General features: G+C 71.9%; 20 protein-coding genes. 6 read left to right on the plus strand and 14 right to left on the minus strand.

The window, feature by feature from the left end; genetic code table 11:
- Positions 1-7: 7 nt before the first annotated feature.
- The 7 genes from OG559_RS11860 to murJ all read right to left on the minus strand — a co-directional run bounded on the left by OG559_RS11860 (position 8) and on the right by murJ (position 8,708).
- On the minus strand, positions 8-1,177 hold the full coding sequence (locus OG559_RS11860) for an N-acetylmuramoyl-L-alanine amidase (protein ID WP_405115132.1): 1,170 nt from the start codon (positions 1,175-1,177) through the stop codon (positions 8-10).
- Positions 1,178-1,398: 221 nt separating this feature from the next.
- Complete coding sequence (gene trxA, locus OG559_RS11865; protein ID WP_405115134.1) at positions 1,399-1,722, minus strand: thioredoxin; 324 nt, start codon at positions 1,720-1,722, stop codon at positions 1,399-1,401.
- A gap of 78 nt (positions 1,723-1,800) precedes the next feature.
- A complete protein-coding gene (gene trxB, locus OG559_RS11870) occupies positions 1,801-2,754 on the minus strand; it encodes a thioredoxin-disulfide reductase (protein WP_405115136.1) in 954 nt (317 codons plus the stop codon).
- Between the two features lie 219 nt (positions 2,755-2,973).
- Positions 2,974-3,978, minus strand: coding sequence for a hypothetical protein (locus OG559_RS11875; protein ID WP_405115138.1), 1,005 nt, complete (start codon positions 3,976-3,978; stop codon positions 2,974-2,976).
- The gene (sigM, locus tag OG559_RS11880) at positions 3,975-4,856 is read right to left on the minus strand and encodes an RNA polymerase sigma factor SigM (RefSeq protein ID WP_405116595.1); all 882 of its coding nucleotides are present in this window, start codon (positions 4,854-4,856) and stop codon (positions 3,975-3,977) included. Before sigM ends, OG559_RS11875 begins: the two co-directional genes overlap by 4 nt.
- A gap of 43 nt (positions 4,857-4,899) precedes the next feature.
- Complete coding sequence (locus OG559_RS11885; protein WP_405115140.1) at positions 4,900-6,501, minus strand: protein kinase family protein; 1,602 nt, start codon at positions 6,499-6,501, stop codon at positions 4,900-4,902.
- A 461-nt stretch (positions 6,502-6,962) separates the two neighbouring features.
- Positions 6,963-8,708, minus strand: coding sequence for a murein biosynthesis integral membrane protein MurJ (gene murJ / locus OG559_RS11890; protein ID WP_405115142.1), 1,746 nt, complete (start codon positions 8,706-8,708; stop codon positions 6,963-6,965).
- 126 nt (positions 8,709-8,834) lie between these two features.
- On the opposite strand from murJ, the gene OG559_RS11895 reads away from it, so the two are divergent.
- Both OG559_RS11895 and OG559_RS11900 read left to right on the plus strand, forming a co-directional pair.
- Positions 8,835-10,295, plus strand: coding sequence for a CCA tRNA nucleotidyltransferase (locus OG559_RS11895; protein ID WP_405115144.1), 1,461 nt, complete (start codon positions 8,835-8,837; stop codon positions 10,293-10,295).
- 231 nt (positions 10,296-10,526) lie between these two features.
- Positions 10,527-12,599: a S8 family serine peptidase gene (locus OG559_RS11900; RefSeq protein ID WP_405115146.1), complete on the plus strand. Its 2,073-nt coding sequence runs from the start codon at positions 10,527-10,529 to the stop codon at positions 12,597-12,599.
- A 131-nt stretch (positions 12,600-12,730) separates the two neighbouring features.
- Here the strand turns inward: OG559_RS11900 and OG559_RS11905 are convergent, their stop codons facing one another.
- The 4 genes from OG559_RS11905 to OG559_RS11920 form a co-directional block, all read right to left on the minus strand.
- A complete protein-coding gene (locus OG559_RS11905) occupies positions 12,731-14,257 on the minus strand; it encodes a flotillin family protein (protein WP_405115148.1) in 1,527 nt (508 codons plus the stop codon).
- A 51-nt stretch (positions 14,258-14,308) separates the two neighbouring features.
- Positions 14,309-14,821 carry a hypothetical protein gene (locus OG559_RS11910; protein WP_405115150.1) on the minus strand — a complete coding sequence of 171 codons (513 nt, stop codon included), beginning with the start codon at positions 14,819-14,821 and terminating at the stop codon, positions 14,309-14,311.
- A 134-nt stretch (positions 14,822-14,955) separates the two neighbouring features.
- Positions 14,956-16,056 (minus strand): hypothetical protein, encoded by a 1,101-nt coding sequence (locus OG559_RS11915; protein ID WP_405115152.1) that lies wholly within the window; start codon positions 16,054-16,056, stop codon positions 14,956-14,958.
- A complete protein-coding gene (locus OG559_RS11920) occupies positions 16,053-16,574 on the minus strand; it encodes a SigE family RNA polymerase sigma factor (protein ID WP_405115154.1) in 522 nt (173 codons plus the stop codon). The genes OG559_RS11915 and OG559_RS11920 overlap by 4 nt, the downstream gene beginning before the upstream one ends.
- 100 nt (positions 16,575-16,674) lie before the next feature.
- Between OG559_RS11920 and OG559_RS11925 the strand changes: the two genes are divergently transcribed.
- Positions 16,675-17,154: a methylated-DNA--[protein]-cysteine S-methyltransferase gene (locus OG559_RS11925; protein WP_405115156.1), complete on the plus strand. Its 480-nt coding sequence runs from the start codon at positions 16,675-16,677 to the stop codon at positions 17,152-17,154.
- A gap of 22 nt (positions 17,155-17,176) precedes the next feature.
- Here OG559_RS11925 and OG559_RS11930 read toward each other — a convergent pair whose 3' ends face one another.
- The 3 genes from OG559_RS11930 to OG559_RS11940 all read right to left on the minus strand — a co-directional run bounded on the left by OG559_RS11930 (position 17,177) and on the right by OG559_RS11940 (position 19,559).
- A complete protein-coding gene (locus OG559_RS11930; RefSeq protein WP_405115158.1) occupies positions 17,177-17,707 on the minus strand; it encodes a hypothetical protein in 531 nt (176 codons plus the stop codon).
- A gap of 110 nt (positions 17,708-17,817) precedes the next feature.
- Complete coding sequence (locus OG559_RS11935) at positions 17,818-18,897, minus strand: inositol-3-phosphate synthase (RefSeq protein ID WP_405115160.1); 1,080 nt, start codon at positions 18,895-18,897, stop codon at positions 17,818-17,820.
- A 23-nt stretch (positions 18,898-18,920) separates the two neighbouring features.
- Positions 18,921-19,559 carry a PadR family transcriptional regulator gene (locus OG559_RS11940; protein WP_387022351.1) on the minus strand — a complete coding sequence of 213 codons (639 nt, stop codon included), beginning with the start codon at positions 19,557-19,559 and terminating at the stop codon, positions 18,921-18,923.
- Between the two features lie 175 nt (positions 19,560-19,734).
- On the opposite strand from OG559_RS11940, the gene OG559_RS11945 reads away from it, so the two are divergent.
- From OG559_RS11945 to OG559_RS11955, 3 genes are all read left to right on the plus strand, one after another.
- Entirely contained in the window at positions 19,735-20,199 is a 465-nt protein-coding gene (locus OG559_RS11945; RefSeq protein ID WP_405115162.1) for a DUF5318 domain-containing protein, read from the plus strand.
- Positions 20,200-20,390: 191 nt separating this feature from the next.
- The gene (locus OG559_RS11950) at positions 20,391-23,297 is read left to right on the plus strand and encodes a transglycosylase domain-containing protein (RefSeq protein ID WP_405115164.1); all 2,907 of its coding nucleotides are present in this window, start codon (positions 20,391-20,393) and stop codon (positions 23,295-23,297) included.
- 130 nt (positions 23,298-23,427) lie between these two features.
- On the plus strand, positions 23,428-24,942 hold the full coding sequence (locus OG559_RS11955) for a glycosyltransferase family 87 protein (RefSeq protein WP_405115166.1): 1,515 nt from the start codon (positions 23,428-23,430) through the stop codon (positions 24,940-24,942).
- The last annotated feature ends 3 nt before the right edge of the window (positions 24,943-24,945 follow it).

Raw genomic sequence — 24,945 nt, forward strand, 5'->3', positions numbered from 1 at the left:
GGCCGGATCAGGCAGTCGCCACCCGGCCGGCCGCGACCGCCGCGCGCAGTTCGCTGACGTCGATCGAGCCGGTGGGCACGTCCCGTTCGACCGGGAAGTACATCCGCTGGACGGCGGCCACGATCGCCTCGACGATCCGGTCCCGGAAGCGCGGGTCGATCAGCCGTCCACGGTCCGCCGGGGAGGTCAGGTAGCCCACCTCCACCCGTACCGCCGGCATTCGGGTCAGCCGGAGCAGGTCCCACGTCTTGGCGTGGGTCCGGCAGTCCCGCAGCCCCGTACGGGCCACGATCTCCCGCTGTACCAGCCCGGCCAGCCGCTCACCGGTGGCCGAGGTGACCCCGTTGTCGGTGCCGTAGTGGTAGGTCGCCACGCCCTCAGCCTCCGGATTGGCGTGCCCGTCGGTGTGCAGCGAGATGAACACGTCCGCGCCCAGGGAGTTGGCCAGCTGCGCCCGCTCCATGTCCGGCAGGCAGCTCCCCGGCGCCGGCCCTCGGGTCAGCTGCACCCGCACCCCGGAAGCGGCGAGCCGCCCCTCCAGCCTGCTGGCCAGGTCGTGCACCAGGTCGGACTCGGTCCAGCGCAGTGGCCCGTCCGGCACCACCACCCCCGGATCGGTGCCGCCGTGCCCCGGGTCGATGACCACGATCCGGCCGACCAGGGCCGGGCCGGTCTGCCGGATCGCGTCGGACTCGCGCAGCCACTGCGGCCGGCCGCCCACCACCTTGCGCCCCAGGCGACGCAGCGCCCCCATGGTGTACGGGCCGCAGGAGCCGTCGGGCTTGAGCCCCATCTCCCGCTGGAACTGGGCCACCGCCCGGGAGGTGCGCACGCCGTAGATGGCGTCTGCGCGACCTACGTCGTACCCCATCTCCAGCAGGCGTTCCTGCAGCGATCGGACGTCCTCGCCGATCAGCGGCTCCGGCACCGCGTGGTACAGGGTCCGCGCGCCGAGCCGCCAGCGGGCGGCGTCCAGAGCGCGCCACGTCTCCGCGCCGACCCGCCCGTCCACGCTGAGCCCGCGGGACTGCTGGAACGCCCGGACCGCGCGCTCGGTCACGGCGTCGAAATTGTCGTCGTCGCCCGTGGGCGTCGCGGGGAGCAGGTCGAGGCCGGTCAGCACACCGCGGATCTCGGTCACCGCCGGTCCCCGGTCACCGGGTCGGATCGGACGCACGCTCGACCCCCTTCGCACGGTTGCCGGCCGGTCGTCCCGCGACGCCGGAGGCGGGCCTACGACCCGGGCGGCGACGGGGCGCGGCGTGGCCGACCACCGGACGCCCCCTGGTTGAGGCTATGCGGTCCGGCCCGTCGAGGTGCGATGTCCGCGCAGGTCAAGGGCCGGAAACCCGAAACCCCCGCACCCGGGAGGGGCGCGGGGGTTTCGGAACGCGTCGGTCAGAGCGCGGACTGGATCAGCTTGACCAGCTCGCCCTTCGGCTTGGCGCCGGCGATGGACCGGACCGGCTCGCCGTCCTTGAAGACGGTCAGGGTCGGCACGGACATCACCCGGTAGGCGCGGGCCGTCTCCGGGTTTTCGTCGATGTTGAGCTTCACGATGCTGACCTGGTCGCCCATCTCGCCGGCGATCTCCTCCAGCAGCGGCGAAACCTTGCGGCACGGCGCGCACCACTCGGCCCAGAAGTCGACGAGCACCGGTTTGTCGGACTTCAACACGTCGGCGGCGAAGCTCGCGTCGGTGACCGCCCTTGTCGCTCCCACTATGACTCTCCTCCAGATGCGGTTCGACTCATTCGTCGTTCGGTGCCACGCCGCGCCGGCGTCGCTGGTGCTGCCGGCTCAGGGCTGGATCGTGGCGATGAAGCGCTCGGCGTCCAGGGCGGCGGCGCAGCCCGTGCCGGCGGCGGTGATCGCCTGCCGGTAGGTGTGGTCAACCACGTCGCCGGCCGCGAACACGCCCGGGATGCTGGTCCGGGTGCTCGGGGCCTGCACCTTCACGTAGCCCTCGTCGTCCAGCTCGACCTGGTCGCGGAACAGCTCGCTGCGCGGGTCGTGACCGATCGCCACGAAGACGCCGGTGACGTCGAGAACCTTGCTCTCCCCGGTGTGCACGTTGCGGACCCGTACACCGGTGACTTTGCCGTCGGCGCCGAGGACCTCCTCGACCACCGCGTTCCACTCGACCTTGATCTTGTCGTTGCCCAGCGCCCGCTCGGCCATGATCTTGCTGGCCCGGAACGAGTCGCGCCGGTGGATGATGGTGACCGACTCGGCGAACCGGGTGAGGAAGCTGGCCTCCTCCATCGCCGAGTCACCGCCGCCGACCACCACGATGTGCTGGTTGCGGAAGAAGAAGCCGTCACAGGTGGCACAGGACGAGACGCCGTGGCCGAGGTACTCCTGCTCACCCGGCACGCCCAGGGGACGCCAGGCCGAACCGGTGGAGAGGATGACAGCCTTGGCCCGGTATGCGGTCTCGCCGACCCAGACGGTGCTCACCGCGTCGGAGCCGACGCTGCCGGTGTCCTTCAGCTCGACCCGGGTCACGTCGTCGGTGAGGAACTCGGCCCCGAACCGCTCGGCCTGCTTGCGCATGTTGTCCATCAGCTCGGGGCCGAGGATGCCGTCGGCGAACCCGGGGAAGTTCTCCACCTCGGTCGTCGTCATCAGTGCGCCACCGGACTGCACGCCCTCGATGATCAGGGGATTGAGGTTGGCGCGCGCGGCATAGACCGCCGCCGTGTAACCGGCCGGCCCGGAGCCGATGATGATCAGGTTGCGGACCTCGTCCACTGCCGTCTCCCGATGTGTGTGGTCGCCATCGGCGCGCACACCGATGTCGGTCTGAGTGCCGCCGCCACGCGGACGCCGGCTCCTGACTTGCAGAACGCCATCGTACGAAGTGGGGATTCCCGAGCCGGTCATCCGGTGGGTCAGGTCACGTGGAAGGACGGCAACGCCGATTCCGTCTCGCCGGGCCCGGCCGGTCACGCCGGCCGGCGCACCGCGACCTCACCCTACCCGCGCCCGGTAGCGGGTGTCGGCCCCGGATCCGGGTACGCCGCACTCCGGGCCGCTGACCCACGCCCAGCGCGCCCCGGAGGGGTCGACGAAGCGCACCACCAGCGCCGGGTCCCCCCGGAACCGGGCATAGTCGACCAGGTCGACGGTGAGCGGACCGGCCCCGTGCTCGGTGCTGACCGCCGCGAGGCAGGAGTCCAGGGCGCTCCGTGTGGTGAGCCGGTAGAGGCCATCAGCCGCCGGGAGGCGTTCCCCCCCGACGGCCGGCGGCCCCGCCGATCCCTGCCCCAACGACTTGGCCGGCCCGGTCGGCGGCACGCCGGTGGCCTTGGTGGCCCCGGTGGCCAGCGCCTCCGGCGTCCAGTCGGTGCCGCTGCGCTGTGGGGTGCCGGCCGCGCGGAACGAGTCTTGCGCGCCCCGTGCAGCCCCGGCGGCGGTGGTCGACGCGCTGTCGGACTGCGTGGTTTCGGTGACGAACCGGTTGAGCCCCAGCCCGATGGCGAACACCGACGCCGTGGCCAGCGCCACCGGCCCGGCGATCCGGGCCCAGCGTCGTCCGCGCCGGCCGGGACCGGCGGTCCCGGTACGCCCGGTCGTCGGCCCTGACCCGCCGGCGGCCCGGCGTGACCCGCCCGACGGCTGGGTCGGGACCAGCGCGGCCGGAACGTGGGTCGCGTGGTCGGGGCCGGTCCGGTCCGTGGCGTCCGGCACGGTGGTGGGGTTGGCGGTGGGCGTACCCGGGCCGGCGCCGGCCAGCGCGGCGGCGATCCGGTCGGCGACCGCGAGCGGCATCTCGGGGGCCGGACCGGCCCAGGCCGCGAGGTCCTCACCGACCCGGGCCAGAGCCGGCACCAACGCGTCGTGGGCTTCGGCCCAGGCCGGGTCCTGCTCGACCAGCCGGGCCACGACTGCCTCGTCCGGCGTGCTGTCGAGCGCACCACCGAGGTAGTCGGCGAGCAGGTCGTGGTCGACCTCCCTGAACCCCCCGGCCGTCACGATTCCTCCTGGTTGGCGTCGCGCCGGGAGTGCCCCGACCCAGATCGGACGCCCCCCGCCTGCCGAGGGTTCCCCCGGGTGACGACGGGCACGTCCGGCCCGGCCATGCTCCCGCCGTCGGGTTCGGCGGCGTCCCGGCCGCGCGTTCCGGCCCGCCCCTCCTGCGGCGGGGCGACCCGCCCGGACCGGAGGTTCGGGCGCTCGTCGGTCGTCCCGCCGGGAACGACGCCCGTTCGCAGGTGGCCGAGGGCCACGGCGAGTCGGGCGCGGCCCCGGGCGCAGCGGCTCTTGACCGTCCCCTCGGCGACGTCGAGGATCCGGGCCACCTCGGCGACGGGGTAGCCCTGCACGTCCACCAGCACCAGCGCGGCCCGCTGCTCGACCGGCAGCTCGGCGAGGGCCTGGCGGACCACCAGAGCGGTGTCGTGGTCCTGGACGGGGGCGGCCGGCTCCACCCCGCCGGTCGACGGGCCGTCGTCGGGGCTGTACGTCCCGTCCGGCAGCGGAACGGTCGGGTGCGCCTGCCGGCGACGGATCCGGTCCAGGCAGGCGTTCACCACGATCCGGTGCAGCCAGGTGGTGACGGCGGAATCGCCCCGGAAACGGGCTGCCGCGCGATGGGCGGAGAGCAGCGCGTCCTGGAGCGCGTCGGCGGCCTCCTCTCGGTCGCCGGCCGTCCGCAGGGCCACCGCCCAGAGCCGGTCCCGGTGTCGGTGGAAGAGCTCGGTGAAGGCGTACCGGTCGCCGGCGACGTGGGCGCGGAGCAGTTCCACGTCGCTCGGTCCGACGCCCGGGACGGAGCCGGCCGGAACGGCGACCGGCGGACGGCGCTGGCCGTCCACCGGTACGTCTGTGGTCCGCTCGCCGTGGCCGTCCATCACCACGCCCGCCCCGGGTGGCGACCCGTCGACGGTCGTCGGTTCACGACCCCTGGACCGTGATCTCCTGGACCGTGACCTGGTAGCCCCGGTCGTTCGAGGGCAGCGCGGTGAGCCAGAACAGCAGGAAGCGGTACTTCGTGTCGGCGTCGAAGCCGTTGAAGGTCATGGTGGTGCCGTCGTGCTCCTCGAACGGCTGGCCGACCGGGCTCGTTTTATAGCTCGTAAACAGCGACTTGTCGCCGGCCGAGGTGGAGGGCGGGTCGGTCTTGCCGGCGAAGAGCTGGGCGGACGCCCCGGTGGCGGAGAGGTTCACCTGCACCGACTTGACCGTGCGTTCCTCGCCGAGGTCGATCCAGACCCCCATGCCGCTCTTGCGGTTGCCGAAGTTCGGCTGGGTGTAGGTGTCGGTGTCCCAGCCCTTGTCCTGGTCGCCGTCGATCACCTTCTCGGCGCCGCCCAGCTCGTCGCGGAGCTTGCTGTCCGGGTCGATGATGCGTACGTCGCTCGGCGAGAGCTTGCGCGTGGCGGCGGGGGCCGCCTCGCTGGGCGGGGCGCTGCTGGACGGCCGGGCCACCGGCTCGGTCTGCGGAGGATCGTCGTCCCCGCCCAGCGCGCTGATCCCGATGAGCAGGCCGACCAGGGCGACCGCCAGCAGGCCGGCGATGCCGATGGCGACCTTCCGGCCGCCCACCGACGCCAGTGGGGACGGCTCGTCGCCGGTCTCCGCGGCGAACCGCAGCGGGCCGGCCGGCTCCAGGTACGGCTCTTCCTCGATCGGGATGTCGAGCCGGCCCAGTTCGGCCGCGAGCACGTCCGACGGGGGCGGGGCGATCCCGGCGTCGAGCAGATCCATCGTCAGGTCGTCGAGGTAGGCCGGCACGCCGGCGCGGACCTGCCTCGGCGCGGCGATCGCTCCGCTGGCATCGCGGACGGCGTCCGGGATGGCGGCCCGGCCGTGCCCGGCGGTGGCGCCGTGCAGCGGAGCCTCGGCGTGCGGCCAGTGTCCGGTCAGGGCGAAGTAGAGGATGCCGCCGATCGCCCGGACGTCGTTGTCCTGGCTGTCGGCGCCGTCGGTGCGGGCGTCGGCCAGCACCACCCGGCCCTCTTCGCTGATCATCACGGTGCCGGGGTGCATGTTGCCGTGCACCATGCCGGTGGCGTGCACGGCGGCCAGCGCACTGGCCACCGCGTTGCCGATCGCGGTCGTCCGGCCCGGGTCGAGGGGGCCGTCCGCGACCAGCTCCCGCAGGGACTGCCCGTCCACCCACTCGCGGACCACGTACGCCCGCTCGGCCTCGTCGATGGCGTCGTAGACGCCGACCAGATTCGGGTGGATCACCCGGCTGGCCGCGACGGCCGCCTGGAGCATCTCGGTGGCCGAGTCGCCGCCCGGGTAGCGCAGCACGACCGCGACGGGACGGCGCAGCACGACGTCGACTCCGCGCCAGACCAGCCGGCCAGCGCTGTCGTTGTTGATGTGCTCGACCAGCTCGTACCGCTCGGCGAGGATCTCACCCGCCGTGGGAGCACCGAAGGTCATGATCGGCGGCGCGCTCTCCGCTGCCTCCTGACCCTCGCCGACCTGGGTCACCCGTCCTCCCTCGGTGATCGTGTCGATCGATGGACCCGCGCTGCTGGGCATGTGGCTTCCCGCTCTGCCTGTTGAGGAACCGGCCGACGGTGCCGACGTGGAACGCCTGGCTCAGCCGTACCCGTCGAGAGCGACCTTACCCGGGTTGCCCGTCTCGCCGACATGTCATCTTCCCGCCGTACCCGGCGGAGGTGCCGGGACATGCCGGACTCGTCCGGTTACGGCCGTTGTCGGCCGCGTTGCTGGCACATGTACTGGCCAATCTAGAGGTTGACCGCAAGTAGTCGTCGCAGGGGCCGTACCGGTGTGGCGGGCCAGTTCCGCCGCCCGAATTCCCCACCCAACGGCCCGCCATGCTCAACCTTTCGGCTGGTTGTCCACAGGCACTTACGGTCGCTGACCCGCGAATCGCTGAGTTATCCACAGGTGTATCCCCAGCCTGGTGATCCCCAGTCACCCTGCGTGCCAGCCCGGGCCGGGCACCTGCCGGTCGGACCCGGCGTGGTCCCGGGTCAGCGCCCGATTCGGCTGCGGACCATCCCGATCACCTCGGTGATCTCCCTGATCCGCAGCACCAGGGCCAGCCCCAGGTAAGTCCCACCGATGACCGCGCCGCCGACCACGATCTGCACCGCCGACTGGACCAGTGTGGGTGCGTCGTCGCCCGGCAGCAGCTTCACTACCAGCAACCCGACGACGGTGGCCCCGGCGGCGGCGGCGGCCACCCGCACGAAAGTGCCGCTGATCTGCCCCATCCCGATCCGCCCCACCCGGCCGCGCAGCAGCCACGCCGAGATGACGGCTGCCGCCACGTACGAGACGGCATTGCCGAGCATCATCCCGGCGGCGGCGAAGCTCGCCGCGAAGAGCGAGAAGAGGCCGATCTGTACGGCCGCCCGCAGCCCCACCACCGGGATGTTGATCAGGGCCGGGGTCCGGGTGTCCGGCAGCGCGTAGAAGGCGAAGGTGAAGAGCTGGCTGATCGCGAACGGCACCAGCGCGATGCCCGCCACGACCAGCACCGGGACGGTGTCCCGGGCGTTCTGCTCGGTGAACGCGCCGTGCTGGAACAGGGCGAAGGCGATCGGGGCGGCGAGCACCGCGTAGCAGACCCCGATCGGGGCGAGGACCGCCGTGACCGTCCGGGTGCCCCGGGACAGGTCGGCGGCGAGGTCGGCGTACCGGCCGTCGGCGGCGGCGGCGCTCATCCGGGGCATCAGCGCCGTGATGATCGATACGGCGATGATCCCGTGCGCCATCATCAGCAGCAGGAAGACGTTGTTGTAGATCAGCGGGCCGGCCGCCTTCTCGCCACTGGCCCGGCTGAGCAGGTTGAACACCACGATCAGGCCGAGCTGGCTGACCGCGACGTAGCAGAACATCCAGGCGCCGAGCCGGCCCAGCTCGGCGAGGCCGAGCTTGCCGAAGTCGAAGCGGAACCGCCAGCGGAAGCCGACCTTGCGCAGCGCCGGCAGCAGGCCGGCCGCCTGGATCGCCACGCCGAGCAGGGTGCCCCCGCCGACCAACAGGATGCGCCCGAACGTCATCTCGTCCGGCTCGACGATTTTCGCACCGAAGATCGCGATGTAGAGGCCGCCGGTCGCGATCACCACGATGTTGTTGAGGATCGGCGCCCACATCGGGGCGGCGAAGTGGCCCCGGGTGTTGAGGACCGCGCTGATCAGCGCGCTCAGGCCGGTGAAGAAGATCATCGGCAGCATCAGTCGGGACAGCGCGTTGACCAGGCCGCGGTAGTCGCCGGTCTGCTGGTCGCTGGCGTACAGCCAGGTCAGCACCGGGGCGATCGCGACCGCGATCACCGCCGCCACGGCCAGCGCGATCACCGCCAGGGTGAGTAGCCGCTGGGCATACGCCTGGCCCCGGTCGTCGTCGGTCTTGCGCCGGCGCACCAGCACCGGGACCAGGACGCTGGTCAGGATGCCGCCGAGCAGGAACTCGTAGACCATCCCCGGGAAGATCTGCGCCGTGGTGTAGGCGTCGCCGACCAGGGCACCACCCAGCGCGGCGGTGAGCACGAGCGTGCGCAGGAAGCCCGTGCCCCGGCTGACCAGGCTGCCGATCGCCATCACCGCGCTGTTGGTCGCGGCGCTCGTCTCCGCGACGACCTCCTGCGGGGGCGCGGTCGCCTCCACGGCGGGCTGGTTCAACGGCTCCGCCGAGATGAAGATGGCGTCGTCGCCCGGGGGTCGGCCGCCGCCCTGCGCGGCGTTCGCGCTGCGGTAGAGACCGCCGCTCATCTTCCAGCCTCCATGGGGTACGTCGGAGCCGGGCACCGGCCCGCACCACATGACCATAGTCAACCCCACCGCCTACCCGCGCCCGGCGGATCAGTTCCTCCACCGGCCCGATACGCTGGCGATCCCATGTCCGAAGCCTCCGTTCCCCACGCCGCTGACCGCCGCGAGCTCACCGCCGCGCAGCGCAACGCCGTTGCCGAACTGCTCCGCGTCTCCCCCGTCGCCGACGAGCTGGGCCGCCGGTTCGCCAGGGCGGGCCACGAGCTGCACCTGGTGGGCGGGTCGGTACGCGACGCCCTGCTCGGTCGACTCGGCGACGACCTGGACTTCTGCACCGATGCCCACCCCGACCAGACCCTGCGGATCATCAAGGGCTGGGCCGAGTCGGTCTGGGAGACCGGCCGCGACTTCGGCACCATCGGCTGCCAGCGCGACGGGTTGCGGCTGGAGATCACCACCTTCCGCGCCGAGGCGTACGACCAGGTCAGCCGGAACCCCGTCGTCGAGTACGGCACCAACCTCGCCGACGACCTGAGGCGCCGCGACTTCACGATCAACGCGATGGCGGTCAGCCTGCCCGGACACCGGTTCACCGACCCGCACGGCGGCCTCGACGACCTCGCCGCCAAGGTGATCCGCACCCCCGGCACCCCCGCCGAGTCGTTCGGCGACGACCCGCTGCGGATGCTGCGGGCGGCCCGGTTCGCCGCCCAGCTCCGCTTCACCGTCCACCCGGACGTGCGCGCCGCGATGGCCCGGATGGCAGCCGACCTCGACCGGATCACCGCCGAGCGGATCCGCGACGAGTTCACCAAGCTGCTCTGCGGCGCGGACCCGATCACCGGCCTTCGGCTGCTGGTCGACACCGAGTTGGCCGACCGCTTCCTGCCCGAGCTGACCGGGTTGAAGCTGGAGATCGACGAGCACGCCCAGCACAAGGACGTCTACGAGCACACCCTTACCGTGGTCAGCAACGCCGTGTCGTACGAGACCGACGGCTGCGACTTCGTCCTGCGGATGGCTGCGCTGATGCACGACGTCGGCAAGCCGGCCACCAAGGCGGTCGGGTCGGACAGCCGGGTCAGCTTCCATCACCACGAGGTGGTCGGCGCCCGGCTGACCAAGGCCCGGATGAAGGCCATGAAGTACCCGAAGGACGTCATCACGCAGGTGGTCAAGCTGGTCGGCCTGCACCTGCGCTTCTACGGGTACGGCCGGGGCGAGTGGACGGACTCGGCGGTGCGCCGCTACGTCACCGACGCCGAGGACCTGCTGCCCCGGCTGCACAAGCTGACCCGCTCGGACTGCACCACCCGGAACCGGCGCAAGGCCGCCGCCCTGGCGGCGGACTACGACGCGCTGGAGGAGCGGATCGCCCGGATCGAGGCCGAGGAGGACCTGGCCCGGGTCCGCCCCGACCTGGACGGCAACGCGATCATGGAACTGCTCGGCGTGCCACCGGGGCCGCTCGTCGGCCGGGCCTGGAAGCATCTGAAGGAGCTGCGCCTGGAGCGCGGCCCGCTGGACCGCGACGAGGCGGAGGCGGAGCTGCTGCGCTGGGCCCGAGAGCAGGGCATCGTCGGCTGACCGAGGGCTCCGCCGAGGTTTCGATGGCCCTTACAGTCGGGAAGTTGACGACGAGTCGGCATCGTATCGACCGATCGGCTGAGGTAATTCCCCTTGCCGAGCGTCCATGATGGTGCAACATCATCCAGGCCTCCTGTCCATCAGTGTGAGGCCGGAATCATCATTCCTCGGCCATCCGAGCTGGATGGTTGATGCTGCAACGGGGAGTTTTCTTTGAGAAGTCGTGGCGTAATGCGCCGCTCTACGGTGGCCGGCCTCGCGCTCGCCTCCGTGACCTCCATCGTCTGCGCCACCACAACTGGTGCCGCGATGGCCAACCCGACCACCCCGAACCCCCAGGCCAGCCCGGGCGCGGTCAGCCCGGACGCCGCCGGCGGGCCGGTGCGGCCGGCCCTGACCGCTCCGAAGCGCACGCAGGCGGGCAAGGGCGCCGACAAGGGCGTCGTGCCGGGCCGCTACATCGTGAAGCTCAAGAACGGCAAGGCCAGCCCGAGTAGTACCCGCAGCACGGTGAAGGCCCTGGCGGAGGCCAACGGCGGCAAGGTCCGGAAGGTCTTCACCGGTGCCCTGCGCGGCTACTCCGCGCAGCTCACCCCCGCCCAGGCGAAGCGCCTGGCGGCGGATCCGGACGTCGCGTACGTCGAGCCGGTCCGCAAGTACTCCGCGAGCGGCACCCAGACCAACCCGCCCTCCTGGGGCCTGGACCGGATCGACCAGGTCGCACCCGCGCTGAACAACTCGTACACGTACCCGACGTCGGCCAGCGGCGTCACCGCGTACGTCATCGACTCCGGCATCAACATCGACCACCAGGACTTCGGTGGCCGGGCGAGCTTCGGGTTCAACGCCGTCGCCGACGGGATCGAGTCCGACTGCCTCGGGCACGGCACGCATGTGGCGGGCACCGTGGGCGGCACCACGTACGGCGTCGCCAAGGACATCGACCTCGTCGCGGTGCGGGTCCTCGACTGCGAGGGCTACGGCACGACCGAGGAGGTCGTCGCCGGCATCGACTGGGTGACCAACAACGCCCAGAAGCCGGCGGTGGCGAACATGAGCCTCGGCGGAGGGGCGGACGTGGCGCTGGACGACGCGCTCGCCGCCTCCATCGCCTCCGGCGTCAGCTACACCGTCGCCGCCGGCAACGAGGCGGACGACGCCTGCTCGTACTCGCCGGCCCGGGCCGAGGCCGCGATCACCGTGGGCGCCACCGACCGGGTGGACATGATGGCCGCCTTCTCGAACTACGGCTCCTGCCTGGACACGTTCGCCCCCGGCGTCGGCATCACCTCCGCCTGGATCGGTGGCACCGACGCGCAGGAGACGATCAACGGCACGTCGATGGCCGCGCCGCACGTGGCCGGCGCCGCCGCACTGCTCCTCGCCCAGCACCCGAGCTGGACCCCGCAGCAGGTGCGCAACGCCATCGTCACCAACGGCATCTCCGGCGCGGTGCTCGGCCCGGCGGGCAGCATCGACCGGCTGCTGCACGTGAATGCGGCCCCGGTCAGCCGCAGCTCCGTCGGCCTCCGGGCCCGGATCAACGACTCCCTCGTCGTGGCGGAGAGCGCTGGCAGCAAGCCGCTGATCGCCCGCAGCTGGCAGCTCGGCGCGTGGGAGAAGTTCGACGTCGTCTCCGCAGGCAGCGGGCTGGTCGCCCTCAAGTCGCTGATCAACGGCAAGTACGTCGTGGCGGAGAGCGCCGGCAGCAAGCCGCTGATCGCCCGCGGCACCGCGATCGGTCCGTGGGAGAAGTTCGAGCTGTTCAACAACACCGACGGCAGCATCAGCCTCAAGGCGCAGATCAACGGCAAGTACGTTGTGGCGGAGAACGCCGGCAACCAGCCGCTGATCGCCCGCGGCACCTCGATCGGCGCGTGGGAGAAGTTCGACTTCGAGGCACCGAACCCGATCGTGGGCATGCAGGCCAAGGTGAACGGCAACTTCGTCACGGCGGAGAGCAGCGGCAACAAGCCGCTGATCGCCCGCGGCACCTCCGCCGGCGCCTGGGAGAAGTACGAGCTCGTCGACCTCGGCTCCGGGTGGGTCGCCCTCCGCGCGTTGGTCAACAACAAGTACGTGGTCGCACAGAACGGCGGCGCTGCGCCGCTGCTGGCCAAGAGCACCGAGGTCATCGACGGGGAAGCCTTCTTCGTCGGCTGGCACCACCCGGACGGCACTGTCCACCTGTACTCGAACGCCAACGGCATGATCGTTACGGCCGAGGCCGGTGGCACCAAGCCGTTGATCGCCAAGAGCACCTCGGTGACTTCCTCGGAGCAGTTCACCATCGCTCTCGCCTGACGGCCCTCGCACCAAACCCGGCGCCCGTCGGTACCGCCCCACACCGGGGAGGTCCGGCGGGCGCCGGTTTTCTCCCGCCCCACAGACGAGGCCGGCCGGACCCGCAAGGGTCCGGCCGGCCTCGGCGTGACTCAGCGGTCGCTGGCGCTTCCGTCCACAGCGGCCCGGCCGCCGTGGTCGGCCGCCGCAGTGACGTTCTGCCCTCCGCCCAGCTTGGCGAGCAGGCCGGCCAGGTCGATGCCGGTCAGGTCGGTGCCGAGCTGGAGCCCCTGCGCCACGTTGCTCGCCACCGACTTCGTCAGCGAGGACGCCCCGTCGGTGGAGATCACCGTCAGCTTGTCGATCGCGCCGATCGGCGCGCTGGCCGCCTCGACCACCTGCGGCAGCACCCGGACCAGCAGGTCCAGCACCGCCGCCTCGCCGTACGCGGCGAACGCCTCGGCCTTGCGGGCCATCGCGTCGGCCTCGGCCTGCCCCCTGGCCAGGATGGCCGCGGCCTCGGCCTGCCCCTCCCGCTCGACCGCCTCGGCGATCGCGGAGCGCCGGCGCTGCTCGGCCTCGCCCTCCTTGGCGCCCTCGATCGCGTTCGCCTCGGCCAGGGCGGCCCGGCGGGCCCGCTCGCCCTCACCGGTGAGCCGGGACTGCTCGGCGACGGCCTGCGCGGCGGCGATGGTGGCCTGCCGCTGGGCGTCGGCGTTCAGCACGGCCGCGTTGCGGGCCGCCTCGGCCTCCTGCTCCACCTTGTACCGGGCGGCGTCGGCCGGCTTGCGCACCTCGGTGTCGAGCTGGCGCTGCTTCAGCTCGGCGTTGCGCTCGGCGACCTTCTGCTGCTCGGAGAGGATCGCCTGGTCCCGTTCGGCCTGGGCGAGCGGGCCGGCCGCCGCCGACTTCGCCTTCGCGGCGTCGATCTCGGCCTGGATGGCGGCCTGCTTCAGCGACAGGTTCCGGTTCGCCTCGGCGATGGCCTCCTCGGCCAGCAGCCGCTCCTGCTCGGCCTGCTGCCGGGCCCGGGCCTCGGCGATCGAGGCGTCCTTGAGCACCCGGGCCGCCTCCGGGCGTCCCAGGTCCTGCAGGTACGACCCCTCGGCCACGATGTCCTGGAGCTGGAAGGTGTCCAGCACCAGGCCCTGGTTGGTCATCGAGTGCTCGGCCTCCTCGGCCACCGCGCTGGCGAACGCCGCCCGGTCCCGGATGACCTCCTCGACGGTGAGCCGGCCGACGATCGAGCGCAGCGCGCCGGCCAGCACCTCGCGGGTGAAGTTGTCGATCTCGGCCTGCTGGTGCAGGAAACGCTGGGCGGCGGCGCGGATCGCGTCCTCGGTGCCGCCGACCTTGACGATGGCGACGCCGTGCAGGTCGGCCCGGATGCCCTGCTTGCTCACCGCGCCCTTGATGCCGACGTCGATGCGACGGCTGGACAGGTCCAGCGACTGGATCTTCTGCACCACCGGCAGGACGAAGACCGACGCGCCGAGGACGACCTTCTGCCCGGAGTTGTCGGTGGACCGGCCGCCGTCGGCGGTGTGCGTGGTCCGGCCCCTGCGGCCGGTGACGATGAACGCCTCGTTGGGCCCGGCGACCTTGATCCGGGAGAGCACGAAGAGGAGGAGGAAGACGACGAGGAGAACCACGCCGCCGATGGCGATGAGAAGGGGCATGCGACTTCCGCTCCGAGGGGGTGAGGGGTTGGTGGGTCCCTGCGGCAGGGCTCAGTAGGTTTCGACGTACACGCTGGTCTCGCTCAGGGCCTCCACAACGAAGACCTGGGCGCCGACCGGGATCGGCTCGTCGGCGCGGGCGTTGAGCTTCACCGGCTGGCCGGCGACGCGGACCCGGACCTCGCCGTACCCGTCGACCGGCACCGGGGTCACCACCAGGCCGAGCGCGCCGACCAGGTCGTTGCGGGTCGGGGTGGGGTCGGTCCGCATGGTACGGGCCGCCCGGCTGAGCCGGACCGCGACCCAGGCCGTGGGCACCGCCGCCAGCGCGCCGCCGGCCACCGCCGCCGTGATCATCCCGGGGGTACGCCCGCCGAGCAGTTCGTTGACGATCGCGGCGCCGAAGCCGAACGCGCCGGTGAAACCGGCGACCGCCTCGACGGACACCGGCCCGTCGACGTCGGGATGGCCGAACTGGAACAGCTCCGCGCCGAGCAGGGCCAGCGCCAGCACGGCGACGCCCGCCCCGCCGATGATCAGGAAGATGAGCGTCCCCGGGGCCATGAGCTGCACGGTAGCGCCGCCGCGCAAGGTCACCCGGCGGCGGTGCCCACACCCTGGCGGAGGCGGTGGGGCAGGGCGCGTCAGGTGGAGGTCACGGGGCAGGGCGCACCGGCGGAGGCGGGGCCGGTGCACGCTCAGCGCGGGGTGGCGGAGAGGTCCAGGGTGGCCACCTCGCGCGGCACGGGCTGCCGGGCCAGCTCCCGCCCGGTCGGATCGGCGAGCACGTAGTCCCGGTAGCCGTACGGACGCCGGTAGAGGAGACGGTCGTCGGAGACGAAGACGGTGTCTGCCGTCGGCAGGGCCCGGAGCACCCGGCCGGTGGCAGTCTCCACCAGCAGTGGTTCGGCCTGGCCCTGCACCACCACCAGCCGGCCGTCCGGCGACCAGGCCCACGGGCCGACCGGGTCGCCGGGCACGGCCACGAACCGGGTCGGCCGGCCGTCGTCGGCGGAGAAGAGCTGCACGCCCCGGCGGGGGTGCCGCGCCGACTCGGACCGGGGGGCGAACGCGTCGGTCTGCTGGAGCGCCACCTCCCGGCCGTCCCGGGTCCAGGTGAAGAAGCAGTGGTCGGTGCAGAAGTAGCGCACGGTGTCGACGGGGTAGCGACGGAACCCGCCGTCCGTGGAGAGGACGCCGATGAACCGTCCCCCGGTGTCCTTGTCGCTGATCGTCACCACCAGCCGCCGACCGTCCGGCGACCACTGCAGCGGCCCGACGCCAGGGCCGACGCGGATCCAGGTGGTCCGGCCCCGGGCCGTGTCGCCCAGGCCGATCTCCAGGGGCCGGTTGGCGTCGACGAGAGCGCTGAACGCGCCCCTCGGTGCCGGCCACACCCCGGCGTAGCCGGCGGCGCGCTGGTAGCGGTTCCGGCTCCGGTCCAGCACCCAGCCGGTGCCGTCGCGCAGGGCGCTGCCGACCACCCAGCCTCCCGGCAGGACCAGCGGCGACGTCGTCCAGTCCCGGCCCGGGGTCGGGAGCAGGTCCGGGCCGGGGGTTGCGCTGACGGTCGGCTCGGGCACCGCCGGCAGGACCGGCGGGCGATGCCGCAGCAGCACGAACGGCAGGATCATGGCGGCGACGGCGAGCACTGAGACGGCCACCACCATCGCCCGGCGGTGGGCCCGCACCCGCCGGCCGCGCCGCAGCGCACCGGCCGCCAGGTCCGGGACCGCACGGGCCTCGCCCGCGAGTTCGTGTACGGCGGCCCGCAGCGCCTCCTCGGCGGAGGAGTTCATCGGTTCACCTCCGGCCTGTCGGCGTGGTCGGCGAAGTCGGGCACCAACTGCCGGAGCTTGGCCAACGCCCTGGACGCCTGGCTGGCCACCGTCCCGGTCCGGCAGCCGAGCAGGGCGGCGGTCTGCTCCACGCTCAGGTCCTCCAGGTACCGCAGGGTCAGCACCGCCCGCTGCCGGGGCGGCAGCGTCAGCAGTGCGTCCCGCAGCAGCATCCGAAGGTCGACGTCGTGCCCGCTGTCCCGCTCGGCCGGGGGTTCGGGCAGCACGTCGACCGGCACCTCGGGCCGCCGGGATCGGCGTCGCCAGCCGGAGACCTGGTCGTGGTACAGGATCTTCTTCACGTACGGCTCGGCGTCACCCCGGATTCGCGGCCACCGCGCGTACGCCTTGGCCAGCGCGTTCTGGAGCAGGTCCTCCGCGCCGTGCTGGCTGCCGGCCAGGGCGTACGCGAAGCGCAGCAGGGCCGCGCCCCGCTCGTTGACGAACGCGGTGAACTCCCCGTCGGTCACCTCAGTCACCGCCCACCTCCGATGGTCAAGACGCCCACCGGAGCCGGAATCTTGCCTCGTCGGGCGGCCTGATCGCGGCGAGGTCGGACCGGGAGGGAAGAATGGGGGTGTGCGCTGGACTGTCCTCGACTCGCCGATCGGCGAGTTCTCCGTGGCCACCGACGACGCCGGGGTGTGCGGCGCGCACTTCGGGCGGGTGGCGGCGGCGGCCGAGACGCCCGGCGACGAGTTGTCCGGGCGGGCCGTGGAGGAGTTGCGGGCGTACTTCGCCGGCGAGCTGACCGAGTTCACGGTGCCGGTGGCGGTGCGCCGGGGCTCCGAGTTCGAGCGGGCGGTGTGGCGGGAGATGACCCGCATCCCGTACGGGGAGACGATGACGTACGGGGCGGTGGCGAAGGCCGTGGGGGACCAGGGCGCGGCGCGAGCGGTCGGGGTGGCCTGCAACCGCAATCCGATCCCGGTGATCGTGCCCTGCCACCGGATCGTCGGCGCGGGGGCGAAGCTGGTCGGCTTCGGCGGCGGCCTGCCCCGCAAGGTGACGCTGCTGGAGTTGGAGGCCCGGATCGCCCTGCAACGCGCCTGGTCGTGACCGGCGGGCCGGCGGGGGCGACTCAGCCCGTGACGAGGATCGCGACGCCCAGGCAGATCAGCGTCAGCACCGCGATCCCGCCCCCCGCGATCCCCGCGACCAGCCCGATCTTCGTGCTCCGGTCCATGGCCCGCTTCCACCCCGACGGGACGAGCACAGAGTCAACGAACGAGGTCAGCTCGCGAGAGTCGAACCGGTAGCCGCGCACCAGGCTGCCGTCGTCGTGCCGGCCGACGACCGCGCCGCGCCGGAAGTTGATCTGGGTGCCCTTGAAGACGCTCGCGCTCAGGGAGGCGCCGATCACCCGCCCGTCGATGCCGAACCGGTAGCTCAGCCTCCGGTTCTCCTGCTGCCGGGTGTAGATCCGGTTCGCGTCGTCGAACCGCAGCACGACGGCGTGCTCGATGGTGAGCCCGCTGCGGTGGAACAGGGTGTGCCAGCGCATGTCGGCCACGGCCAGCCCGACCCGCGCGCCGCCCGGGACGGGGGTCACCGCGTACGGGGTGTCGCGGGCCCGGTGCGCGAGTTGGGCGACGATCTGCGAGGAATCCACGGTTTGCTCCTTACTACCGCGCCGGAGGAGGAAGGGCGGTGGTCGGCGCGAAACGCGAGGGCCGGGTCCCGACGGACCCGGCCCTCGCGGTGGTGCTGGTGGTCAGCGCGTCAGCGCTCGACCTCGCCCTTGATGAAGGACTCGACGGCGGCGTGCGCGTCGTGGTCGGAGTACTGCACCGGCGGGGACTTCATGAAGTACGACGAGGCCGACAGGATCGGGCCGCCGATCTTCCGGTCCAGGGCGATCTTCGCGGCCCGGACGGCGTCGATGATGACGCCGGCCGAGTTCGGCGAGTCCCACACCTCGAGCTTGAGCTCGGCGTTGAGCGGGGTGTCACCGAAGGAGCGGCCCTCCAGGCGGATGTACGCCCACTTGCGGTCGTCGAGCCACGGCACGTGGTCCGACGGGCCGATGTGCACGTCGCTCTTCTGCATCTCGTGCGGGATCTGCGAGGTGACCGACTGGGTCTTCGAGATCTTCTTCGAGACCAGCCGCTTGCGCTCCAGCATGTTCATGAAGTCCATGTTGCCGCCGAAGTTGAGCTGGTACGTGCGCAGCAGCTCGACCCCGCGGTCCTCGAAGAGCTTCGCCAGGGCACGGTGCACGATGGTGGCGCCGACCTGGCTCTTGATGTCGTCGCCGACGATCGGCAGGCCCGCGTCGGTGAACTTCTGCGCCCACTCCGGGTCGGAGGCGATGAAGACCGGCAGGGCGTTGACGAACGCACAGCCGGCGTCGATCGCGGCCGTGGCGTAGAACTTGGCGGCCTGCTCGGAGCCGACCGGCAGGTAGCAGACGACGACGTCGACCTGCGCGTCGCGCAGCGCCTGCGTCACGTCGACCGGCGTGGCGTCCGACTCCTCGACGATCTCGCGGTAGTACTGGCCCAGACCGTCGAAGGTCGGGCCGCGCTGCACGCTGACGCCGGTCGGCGGCACGTCGCAGAGCTTGATGGTGTTGTTCTCGCTGGCGACGATCGCCTCCGCGAGGTCCATGCCCACCTTCTTGGCGTCCACGTCGAACGCCGCGACGAACTCCACGTCCGAGACGTGGTAGTCGCCGAAGGTGACGTGCATGAGACCCGGGACGCGGTCGTTCGGGTCGGCGTTGCGGTAGTACTCCACGCCCTGCACGAGGGACGAGGCGCAGTTTCCCACACCGACGATGGCGACGCGGACGGAGCCCATAGCGTCTGCCTCCTTCTTCTTCATCACGGCCGCTCTTTCCTGGACTCTCCAGGCGGAGGCGGGCTGTCGTTATCTCGTCGGCCGCCAACCGTCCCGGCTCGCGGGACCGTCGGGGCACGGCCGGAGCGCTCATTGGCGATGAGCTCCTCCAGCCAGCGGACCTCGCGCTCACAGGCGTCGAGACCGTGGCGTTGCAGTTCCAGGGTGTACGCGTCGAGGCGCTCGGCCGCCCGGCCCAGCACGTCGCGAAGACCTTCGCGACGCTCCTCGATCTTTCGGCGGCGACCCTCCAGGATGCGGAGTCGGGTCGCCTGGTCAGTGCGGGCGAAGAACGCGAAGTGCACACCGAAGCCCGTGTCGTCGTACGTCTCGGGACCGGCCTGCCCGATGAGCTGGGCGAAGCGTTCCTTGCCCTCCGCAGTGATCTTGTAGACCACCCGACCTCGCCGGCTGGTCAGCGCGGGAACCTCCTCGGCGGTCGCGGGGGTCTCGGCGGCTTCGGTGATCCATCCCGCCGCCTGCAACCTGCGTAGCGTCGGGTAGAGCGAGCCGTAGCTGATCGCCGCCCGGATCGCGCCCAACTTGGCCGCGAGCTCCTTGCGGAGCTCGTAGCCGTGCATCGGGGACTCCTGGAGGAGGCCGAGGATGGCGAGCTCGAGCACGGGCCACCCCTTCTTACCCCTGATGCGTGGGCGTAACCACCGCGATGTATCGGACCGATACATCGCACGTTAGCGGCTCACCCAGGATCAGGGCAAACCTTTCGAAGCGAGTTCCCGGGGTGACGGAATGTGACGGTGGTCGCCCCGTCGGGCCCGACCGCGTACCCTTCTCCGCATGCGTACGCAGCGCCAGGTGGTCGACTACTCGCTCCGGAAGCGGGCGGTGCTGCGCGAACTCCTCGCCGGCCGGGTCGGCACGTACGACGTCTGCGACGCCTCCCCGTACCTGAAGAACGCCGCCCGGTTCCACGGGGAACCGACCGAAAACCGCTGCCCGATCTGCCGCAGCGAGAACCTCACCCACGTCCACTACATTTACGGGGACGAGCTCAAGCAGTCCGCCGGGCAGGCGCGTACTCTGACCGAGTTGCCCGTCCTGGCGATGACGCTGCGTGAGTTCCAGGTCTTCGTGGTGGAGGTGTGCCTCGGCTGCGACTGGAACCACCTCGTCGAGCAGTACCTGCTCGGCCGGGATGGGCTGGCCGGTGACACGGAGGCCGGGTCGGAGCAGGGCGTGGTGGGCGGTTCGGCCGCGGGCGCCGGTCCGGCCGTTCGGCGGAGGCGAGAGGCGCAACGGTGAATCCAGCTGGTTCGGTTGACCCGGTGTGGAGAAGACGGGACGACCGACAGCCCTTTGGCCTGATTGGCCCGATTGATCCTGAAGTAACGCCCCCGACCCGACACGCTCGGGCGGGGACGTCGCGTGTTTCAGCTCACGGCAACCCGGTGGCGGCGCGATCGCGTCCCACCGCGACCGGCAGGGTGTGAGGAATGAACTCGTACGGCGATCCCAGCTCCTCGCGCGGGCGGGCCCAGATCCCGGGCGCCAACGGCGACTCAGGCACGCCCGACGCGCACGGCCGCGGCGACGACGCCCGCGGCAACGGCTGGTCACCAGAGGGTACGGCACAGGGCGGCCGTGCCTCGGTCGCGCCCCGGGGCGCCGGTGGCCGCGCCTCGGTGGGCGGCTCGGCGTCCGTGCCGCCGCCGCGCGGCGGCGTCGCCGGCTCCGCCTCGGTGGGGTCCGCCTCGGTCGGGCGCGCGGGTGCGGGCCGGGCCTCGGTGCCGGTCCCCGGCGCCCCGGCGGCCGGGCGGGCCGGCGCGGGCCGGGCCTCGGTGCCCGTCTCCCCGGCGCCCGGCGGCGCCCCGGCAGGGCGGGCCTCGGTCGGGGTCGGCTCCGCCGGGCGGGCGAGCGTCGGGTCCGCTGCGGTGGGCGGGCTCGCCGGCCGGGCGACCGTCGGCCGGGCCGGGGTGGCCCCGGTGTCCGGCGGCGGTGCGGGCGGGCCGGGGGGCCCCGGCGGGCCCACCGGGCCGGGGCGGAGCGGTCGTGGTGGTCGCGGCGCGGGCGACCCGAAGGCGATCGCGCGGGCGAAGAAGCGTCGTCGGATCAACATGTTGATCGCCAGCTTCGCGATCTTCATCATGCTGGCCGGCATCGGCGTCGTCGGCTTCACGTACTACTCCACCACCGTCGTGCTGCCCGAGCAGTTGCCGCTGCCGCTGTCCACCACGGTGTACGCCAAGGACAACAAGACGGTCCTGGCCAGGCTCGGCGACCAGAACCGGCAGCTCGTCAAGATCGACGAAATCCCGAAGCACGTGCAGGACGCTGTGGCCGCGGCGGAGGACCAGAGCTTCTACGAGCACTCCGGCGTGGACTACAAGGGCATCGCCCGGGCCGCGTGGAACAACCTCACCAACGGCGACAAGCAGGGCGCCTCGACCATCACCCAGCAGTACGCCCGTAACGCCTACGCGAGCCTGAAGGACGACACGTACGCCCGGAAGGTCAAGGAGGCGATCCTCGCCTCCAAGCTCAGCGAGGACTACACCAAGGCCGAGATCATGGAGCACTACCTGAACGTGATCTACTTCGGGCGCGGCGCGTACGGCATCGAGGCGGCGGCGCAGACCTACTTCGCGGTGCCGACCAAGAAGCTCACCGTGGCCCAGGCCGCGGTGCTCGCCGCGCTGATCAAGCAGCCGGTCGCCAGCGAGACCCACAGGGGCTACGACCCGGCGGTCAACCCGGCCGACGCGAAGTCCCGGTGGACCTATGTGCTCGACGGCATGGCCGCCAAGGGCTGGATCAACGCCCCGAACAAGCCACAACGACCGACCGACGCGCAGTACCCGAACGTACTCAGCCCGAAGGCCGCCGGCTCGGCCGCGTTCGGCGTGAAGACCTCCCGCGGCAACGTGATCAACTACGTCCGCGAGGAGATGGAGCAGTGGGGCATCTGCTCCAACTCAGGGGCGGCCGGCAAGATCAGCTGTGGAGACGCGCTGCGTGAGGACGGCTACCGGATCCAGACCACGATCGACCCGAAGCTCCAGGGCGCGGCGGAGAACACCGCGATGCGGGCCAAGAAGAACTCGGAGCTGGCCGATCAGCCGAAGAACCTGATGGCGGCGGTGGTCTCGATCGAGCCGAAGACCGGCCGGGTGCTCGCCTACTACGGCGGCGACAGCGGCGCAGACTTCGACTACGCCGGCAAGAACACCGACTCTGCCGGCAACCTGACCGGCGGCCACGCCCCGGGTTCGTCGTTCAAGGTCTACACGCTGGCCGCCGCGATCAACGCCGGCATCTCCGTGAAGTCGCACTGGGACGCCACCCCGTTCAAGCCGGAGGGCTTCAAGAACGAGGTGCAGAACGCGGGCCGGGGCGCCGGTGTCTGTAAGACGTGGTGCACCCTGGAGGAGTCGACGATCCGGTCGTACAACGTGCCGTTCTTCCACGTCACCGAGAAGATCGGCCCGGCCAAGGTGGTCGACATGGCCCGCGCGGCCGGCGTAACCACCATGTGGACCACCTCCGACAACCCGCCGAAGCCGGTCGACCTGACCAAGAAGAAGGGCGAGGATGTCGCCCCCGAGCCCTTCTACCACGTGATCGGCTACGGCCAGTACCCGGTGACGGTCCTCGACCATGCCAACGGCCTGGCCACCCTCGCGAACGCCGGCATGTACAACAAGGCCCACTTCGTGATGAAGGTCGAGAAGCAGAACGTGGACACCGGCGAGTGGGAGCTGGTCAAGGGGGAGAAGCTCAATCCCCAGCCGAAGATCCGCGCGGAGGTGGCCAAGGAGGTCACCAGCGTCCTCAAGCAGATTCCCGGTCCCAACAGCCGGTCGCTGGCGAATGGCCGGGAGGCGGCGGGCAAGACCGGCACCTGGGAGTACGACAGCAAGGACAACGCCCACGCCTGGATGGTCGGCTACACCCCACAGATCGCCACCGCGGTCTGGGTCGGCAGCAAGGATCCGAAGAAGCCGCAGATCAGGGCCAAGAACGGCGATGACATCGGCGGCTCCATGCTCCCCGGCGCCATCTGGCAGCGGTACATGAACGCCGCGCTCGACGGCAGGAACAAGGAGAGCCTGCCCTCGGTCACCGGGATGGGCGACCCGAACGCCGGCAACGGCACCGAGCCGCCCCCGCCGACCCCGCCGACCCAGCCGGGGCAGCCGAACTGCGACCCACTGAACATCCTGTGCCCGCCGACCCCCGGTAACCCCGGAACGCCGGGTAACCCCGGAACGCCGGGTAACCCCGGAACCCCGGGCAACCCCGGAACCCCGGGCAACCCCGGAACGCCGGGCAACCCCCGGCCGGGCGGCGGCGGCAACGGTGGCGGGCTATTGCCCACCGTCGCGCCCCGCATCCGCGAGTGAGCGGACCGGGCTGAGCATCGCCGCCGCCGGCGGTCGGACACCACGTCCGGCCGCCGGCGGCGTTTCGCGTACCGGAATGTTCGCGCCTGGGTGGGACGCGGAGGCCACCGATACGGGATGATTCCTGTCCATGAGCACCCAGTCGACGACAGACATCGACGACGCCGGGGCCAGCGACCACCCGTCCCGGTCGGACGGGTTCGTCCGCGGCGCCTCGGAGTTGATCGGCGGCCCACTGGGCGACCACGCGGTCGCGCTGGACCGGCCCGCCGGCCGCGAGAGCCGGTTCTGGACGGCCACCCGGATCGTGCTGGCCCTGGCCTGCCTGACCCTCGCGCTGCACTGGGTGCAGAAGTCCCCCTGCCAGGACGGTGCCTGGCAGAACAACGTGCAGTACACCCGCATGTGCTACACCGACGTGCTGGCGCTCTACTACGCCGAGGGGCTCAACGAGGGCAAGGTGCCCTACCAGGACCACCCCGTCGAGTACCCGGTGCTGACCGGGTACTTCATGGGCGCGCTCGGGCTGCCGGTGCACGCGCTCGGCGTCGACAACCCTGAGATCAACCAGGGGCAGTGGTTCTACAACCTCAACGTCCTGGTGCTCGGCGCGCTCGCGGTGGCCACCGTCGCGGTCATCCTCAACCTGCGCCGCCGGCGACCGTGGGACGCCGCCCTCTTCGCGCTCGCCCCCGCCCTGTTCCTCACCGCCACCGTCAACTGGGACCTGCTCGCCGTCGGGCTGGCCGCGTTCGGGCTGTTCGCCTGGGCCCGCCGCCGCCCGGCGGTGGCCGGGGTGCTGCTCGGCCTGGCCGGGGCGGCCAAGATGTGGCCGCTGTTCGTCCTCGGGCCGATCCTGGTGCTCGCCCTGCGCTCGAATCGGCTCCGAGCCGGCCTCACCGCCGTCGGCACGGCGTTGGTGGCCCTGGTCGTGGTCAACCTCCCGGTGGCGCTGCCCTACCGGGACAACTGGGGCCGCTTCTTCGAGCTGAACACCACCCGGCCCATCGACTGGGGCACCCTGTGGTACATCGGGCGCTACCTCGACGGCAAGGTCAACACCGGCGGCCCCGGCTCGATGGGGCCGTTCGAGTGGCTGAACGCCAACATCCCCACCCTGAACTGGCTCTCATATGCCCTCTTCGGGCTGGCCTGCCTCGGGGTGGCCGCGCTGGCGCTGCTGGCACCGCGTCGACCCCGGCTGGCCCAGCTCGCCTTCCTGGTCGTCGCCGCGTTCCTGATCTTCAGCAAGGTCTGGTCTCAGCAGTTCGTGCTCTGGATGCTGCCGTTGGTCGTCCTCGCCCGGCCGAAGTGGGGCGCGTTCATCGCCTGGCAGGTCGCCGAGATCGGCTACTTCGTCGCCTTCTACGGGGAACTGCTCGGCACGGCGACCAGCCGCCCGGTGTTCCCCGAGGGGGTCTTCGTGCTGGCCTCCGCGCTGCGGTTGGGCACCGTCGTGCTGCTCTGCGTGCTGGTCGTCAAGGAGATCATGGACCCGGGACGGGACGCCGTGCGGGCCACCTACGCCGACGACCCGGACGGCGGCGTGCTCGACGGCGCACCGGACGCCCCCTGGCTGAGCCGCTGGCGGCGACGGCAGGCCGAGACCGACCCGGCCGCCGAACCGGCCCCGGTGGGCACCTGACGC

Source organism: Micromonospora sp. NBC_01405, from assembly GCF_045040155.1.
GTDB lineage: Bacteria > Actinomycetota > Actinomycetes > Mycobacteriales > Micromonosporaceae > Micromonospora.

Bases quoted from the DNA above. Each gene is read 5' to 3' on its own strand.
- OG559_RS11950 (WP_405115164.1), top strand. From the start codon at position 20,391: ATGAACTCGTACGGCGATCCCAGCTCCTCGCGCGGGCGGGCCCAGATC.
- murJ (WP_405115142.1), bottom strand. From the start codon at position 8,708: ATGAGCGGCGGTCTCTACCGCAGCGCGAACGCCGCGCAGGGCGGCGGC.
- OG559_RS11895 (WP_405115144.1), top strand. From the start codon at position 8,835: ATGTCCGAAGCCTCCGTTCCCCACGCCGCTGACCGCCGCGAGCTCACC.
- OG559_RS11885 (WP_405115140.1), bottom strand. From the start codon at position 6,501: ATGCCCAGCAGCGCGGGTCCATCGATCGACACGATCACCGAGGGAGGA.
- OG559_RS11910 (WP_405115150.1), bottom strand. From the start codon at position 14,821: ATGGCCCCGGGGACGCTCATCTTCCTGATCATCGGCGGGGCGGGCGTC.
- OG559_RS11900 (WP_405115146.1), top strand. From the start codon at position 10,527: ATGCGCCGCTCTACGGTGGCCGGCCTCGCGCTCGCCTCCGTGACCTCC.
- OG559_RS11945 (WP_405115162.1), top strand. From the start codon at position 19,735: ATGCGTACGCAGCGCCAGGTGGTCGACTACTCGCTCCGGAAGCGGGCG.
- OG559_RS11935 (WP_405115160.1), bottom strand. From the start codon at position 18,897: ATGGGCTCCGTCCGCGTCGCCATCGTCGGTGTGGGAAACTGCGCCTCG.
- OG559_RS11915 (WP_405115152.1), bottom strand. From the start codon at position 16,056: ATGAACTCCTCCGCCGAGGAGGCGCTGCGGGCCGCCGTACACGAACTC.
- OG559_RS11905 (WP_405115148.1), bottom strand. From the start codon at position 14,257: ATGCCCCTTCTCATCGCCATCGGCGGCGTGGTTCTCCTCGTCGTCTTC.
- OG559_RS11955 (WP_405115166.1), top strand. From the start codon at position 23,428: ATGAGCACCCAGTCGACGACAGACATCGACGACGCCGGGGCCAGCGAC.
- sigM (WP_405116595.1), bottom strand. From the start codon at position 4,856: ATGGACGGCCACGGCGAGCGGACCACAGACGTACCGGTGGACGGCCAG.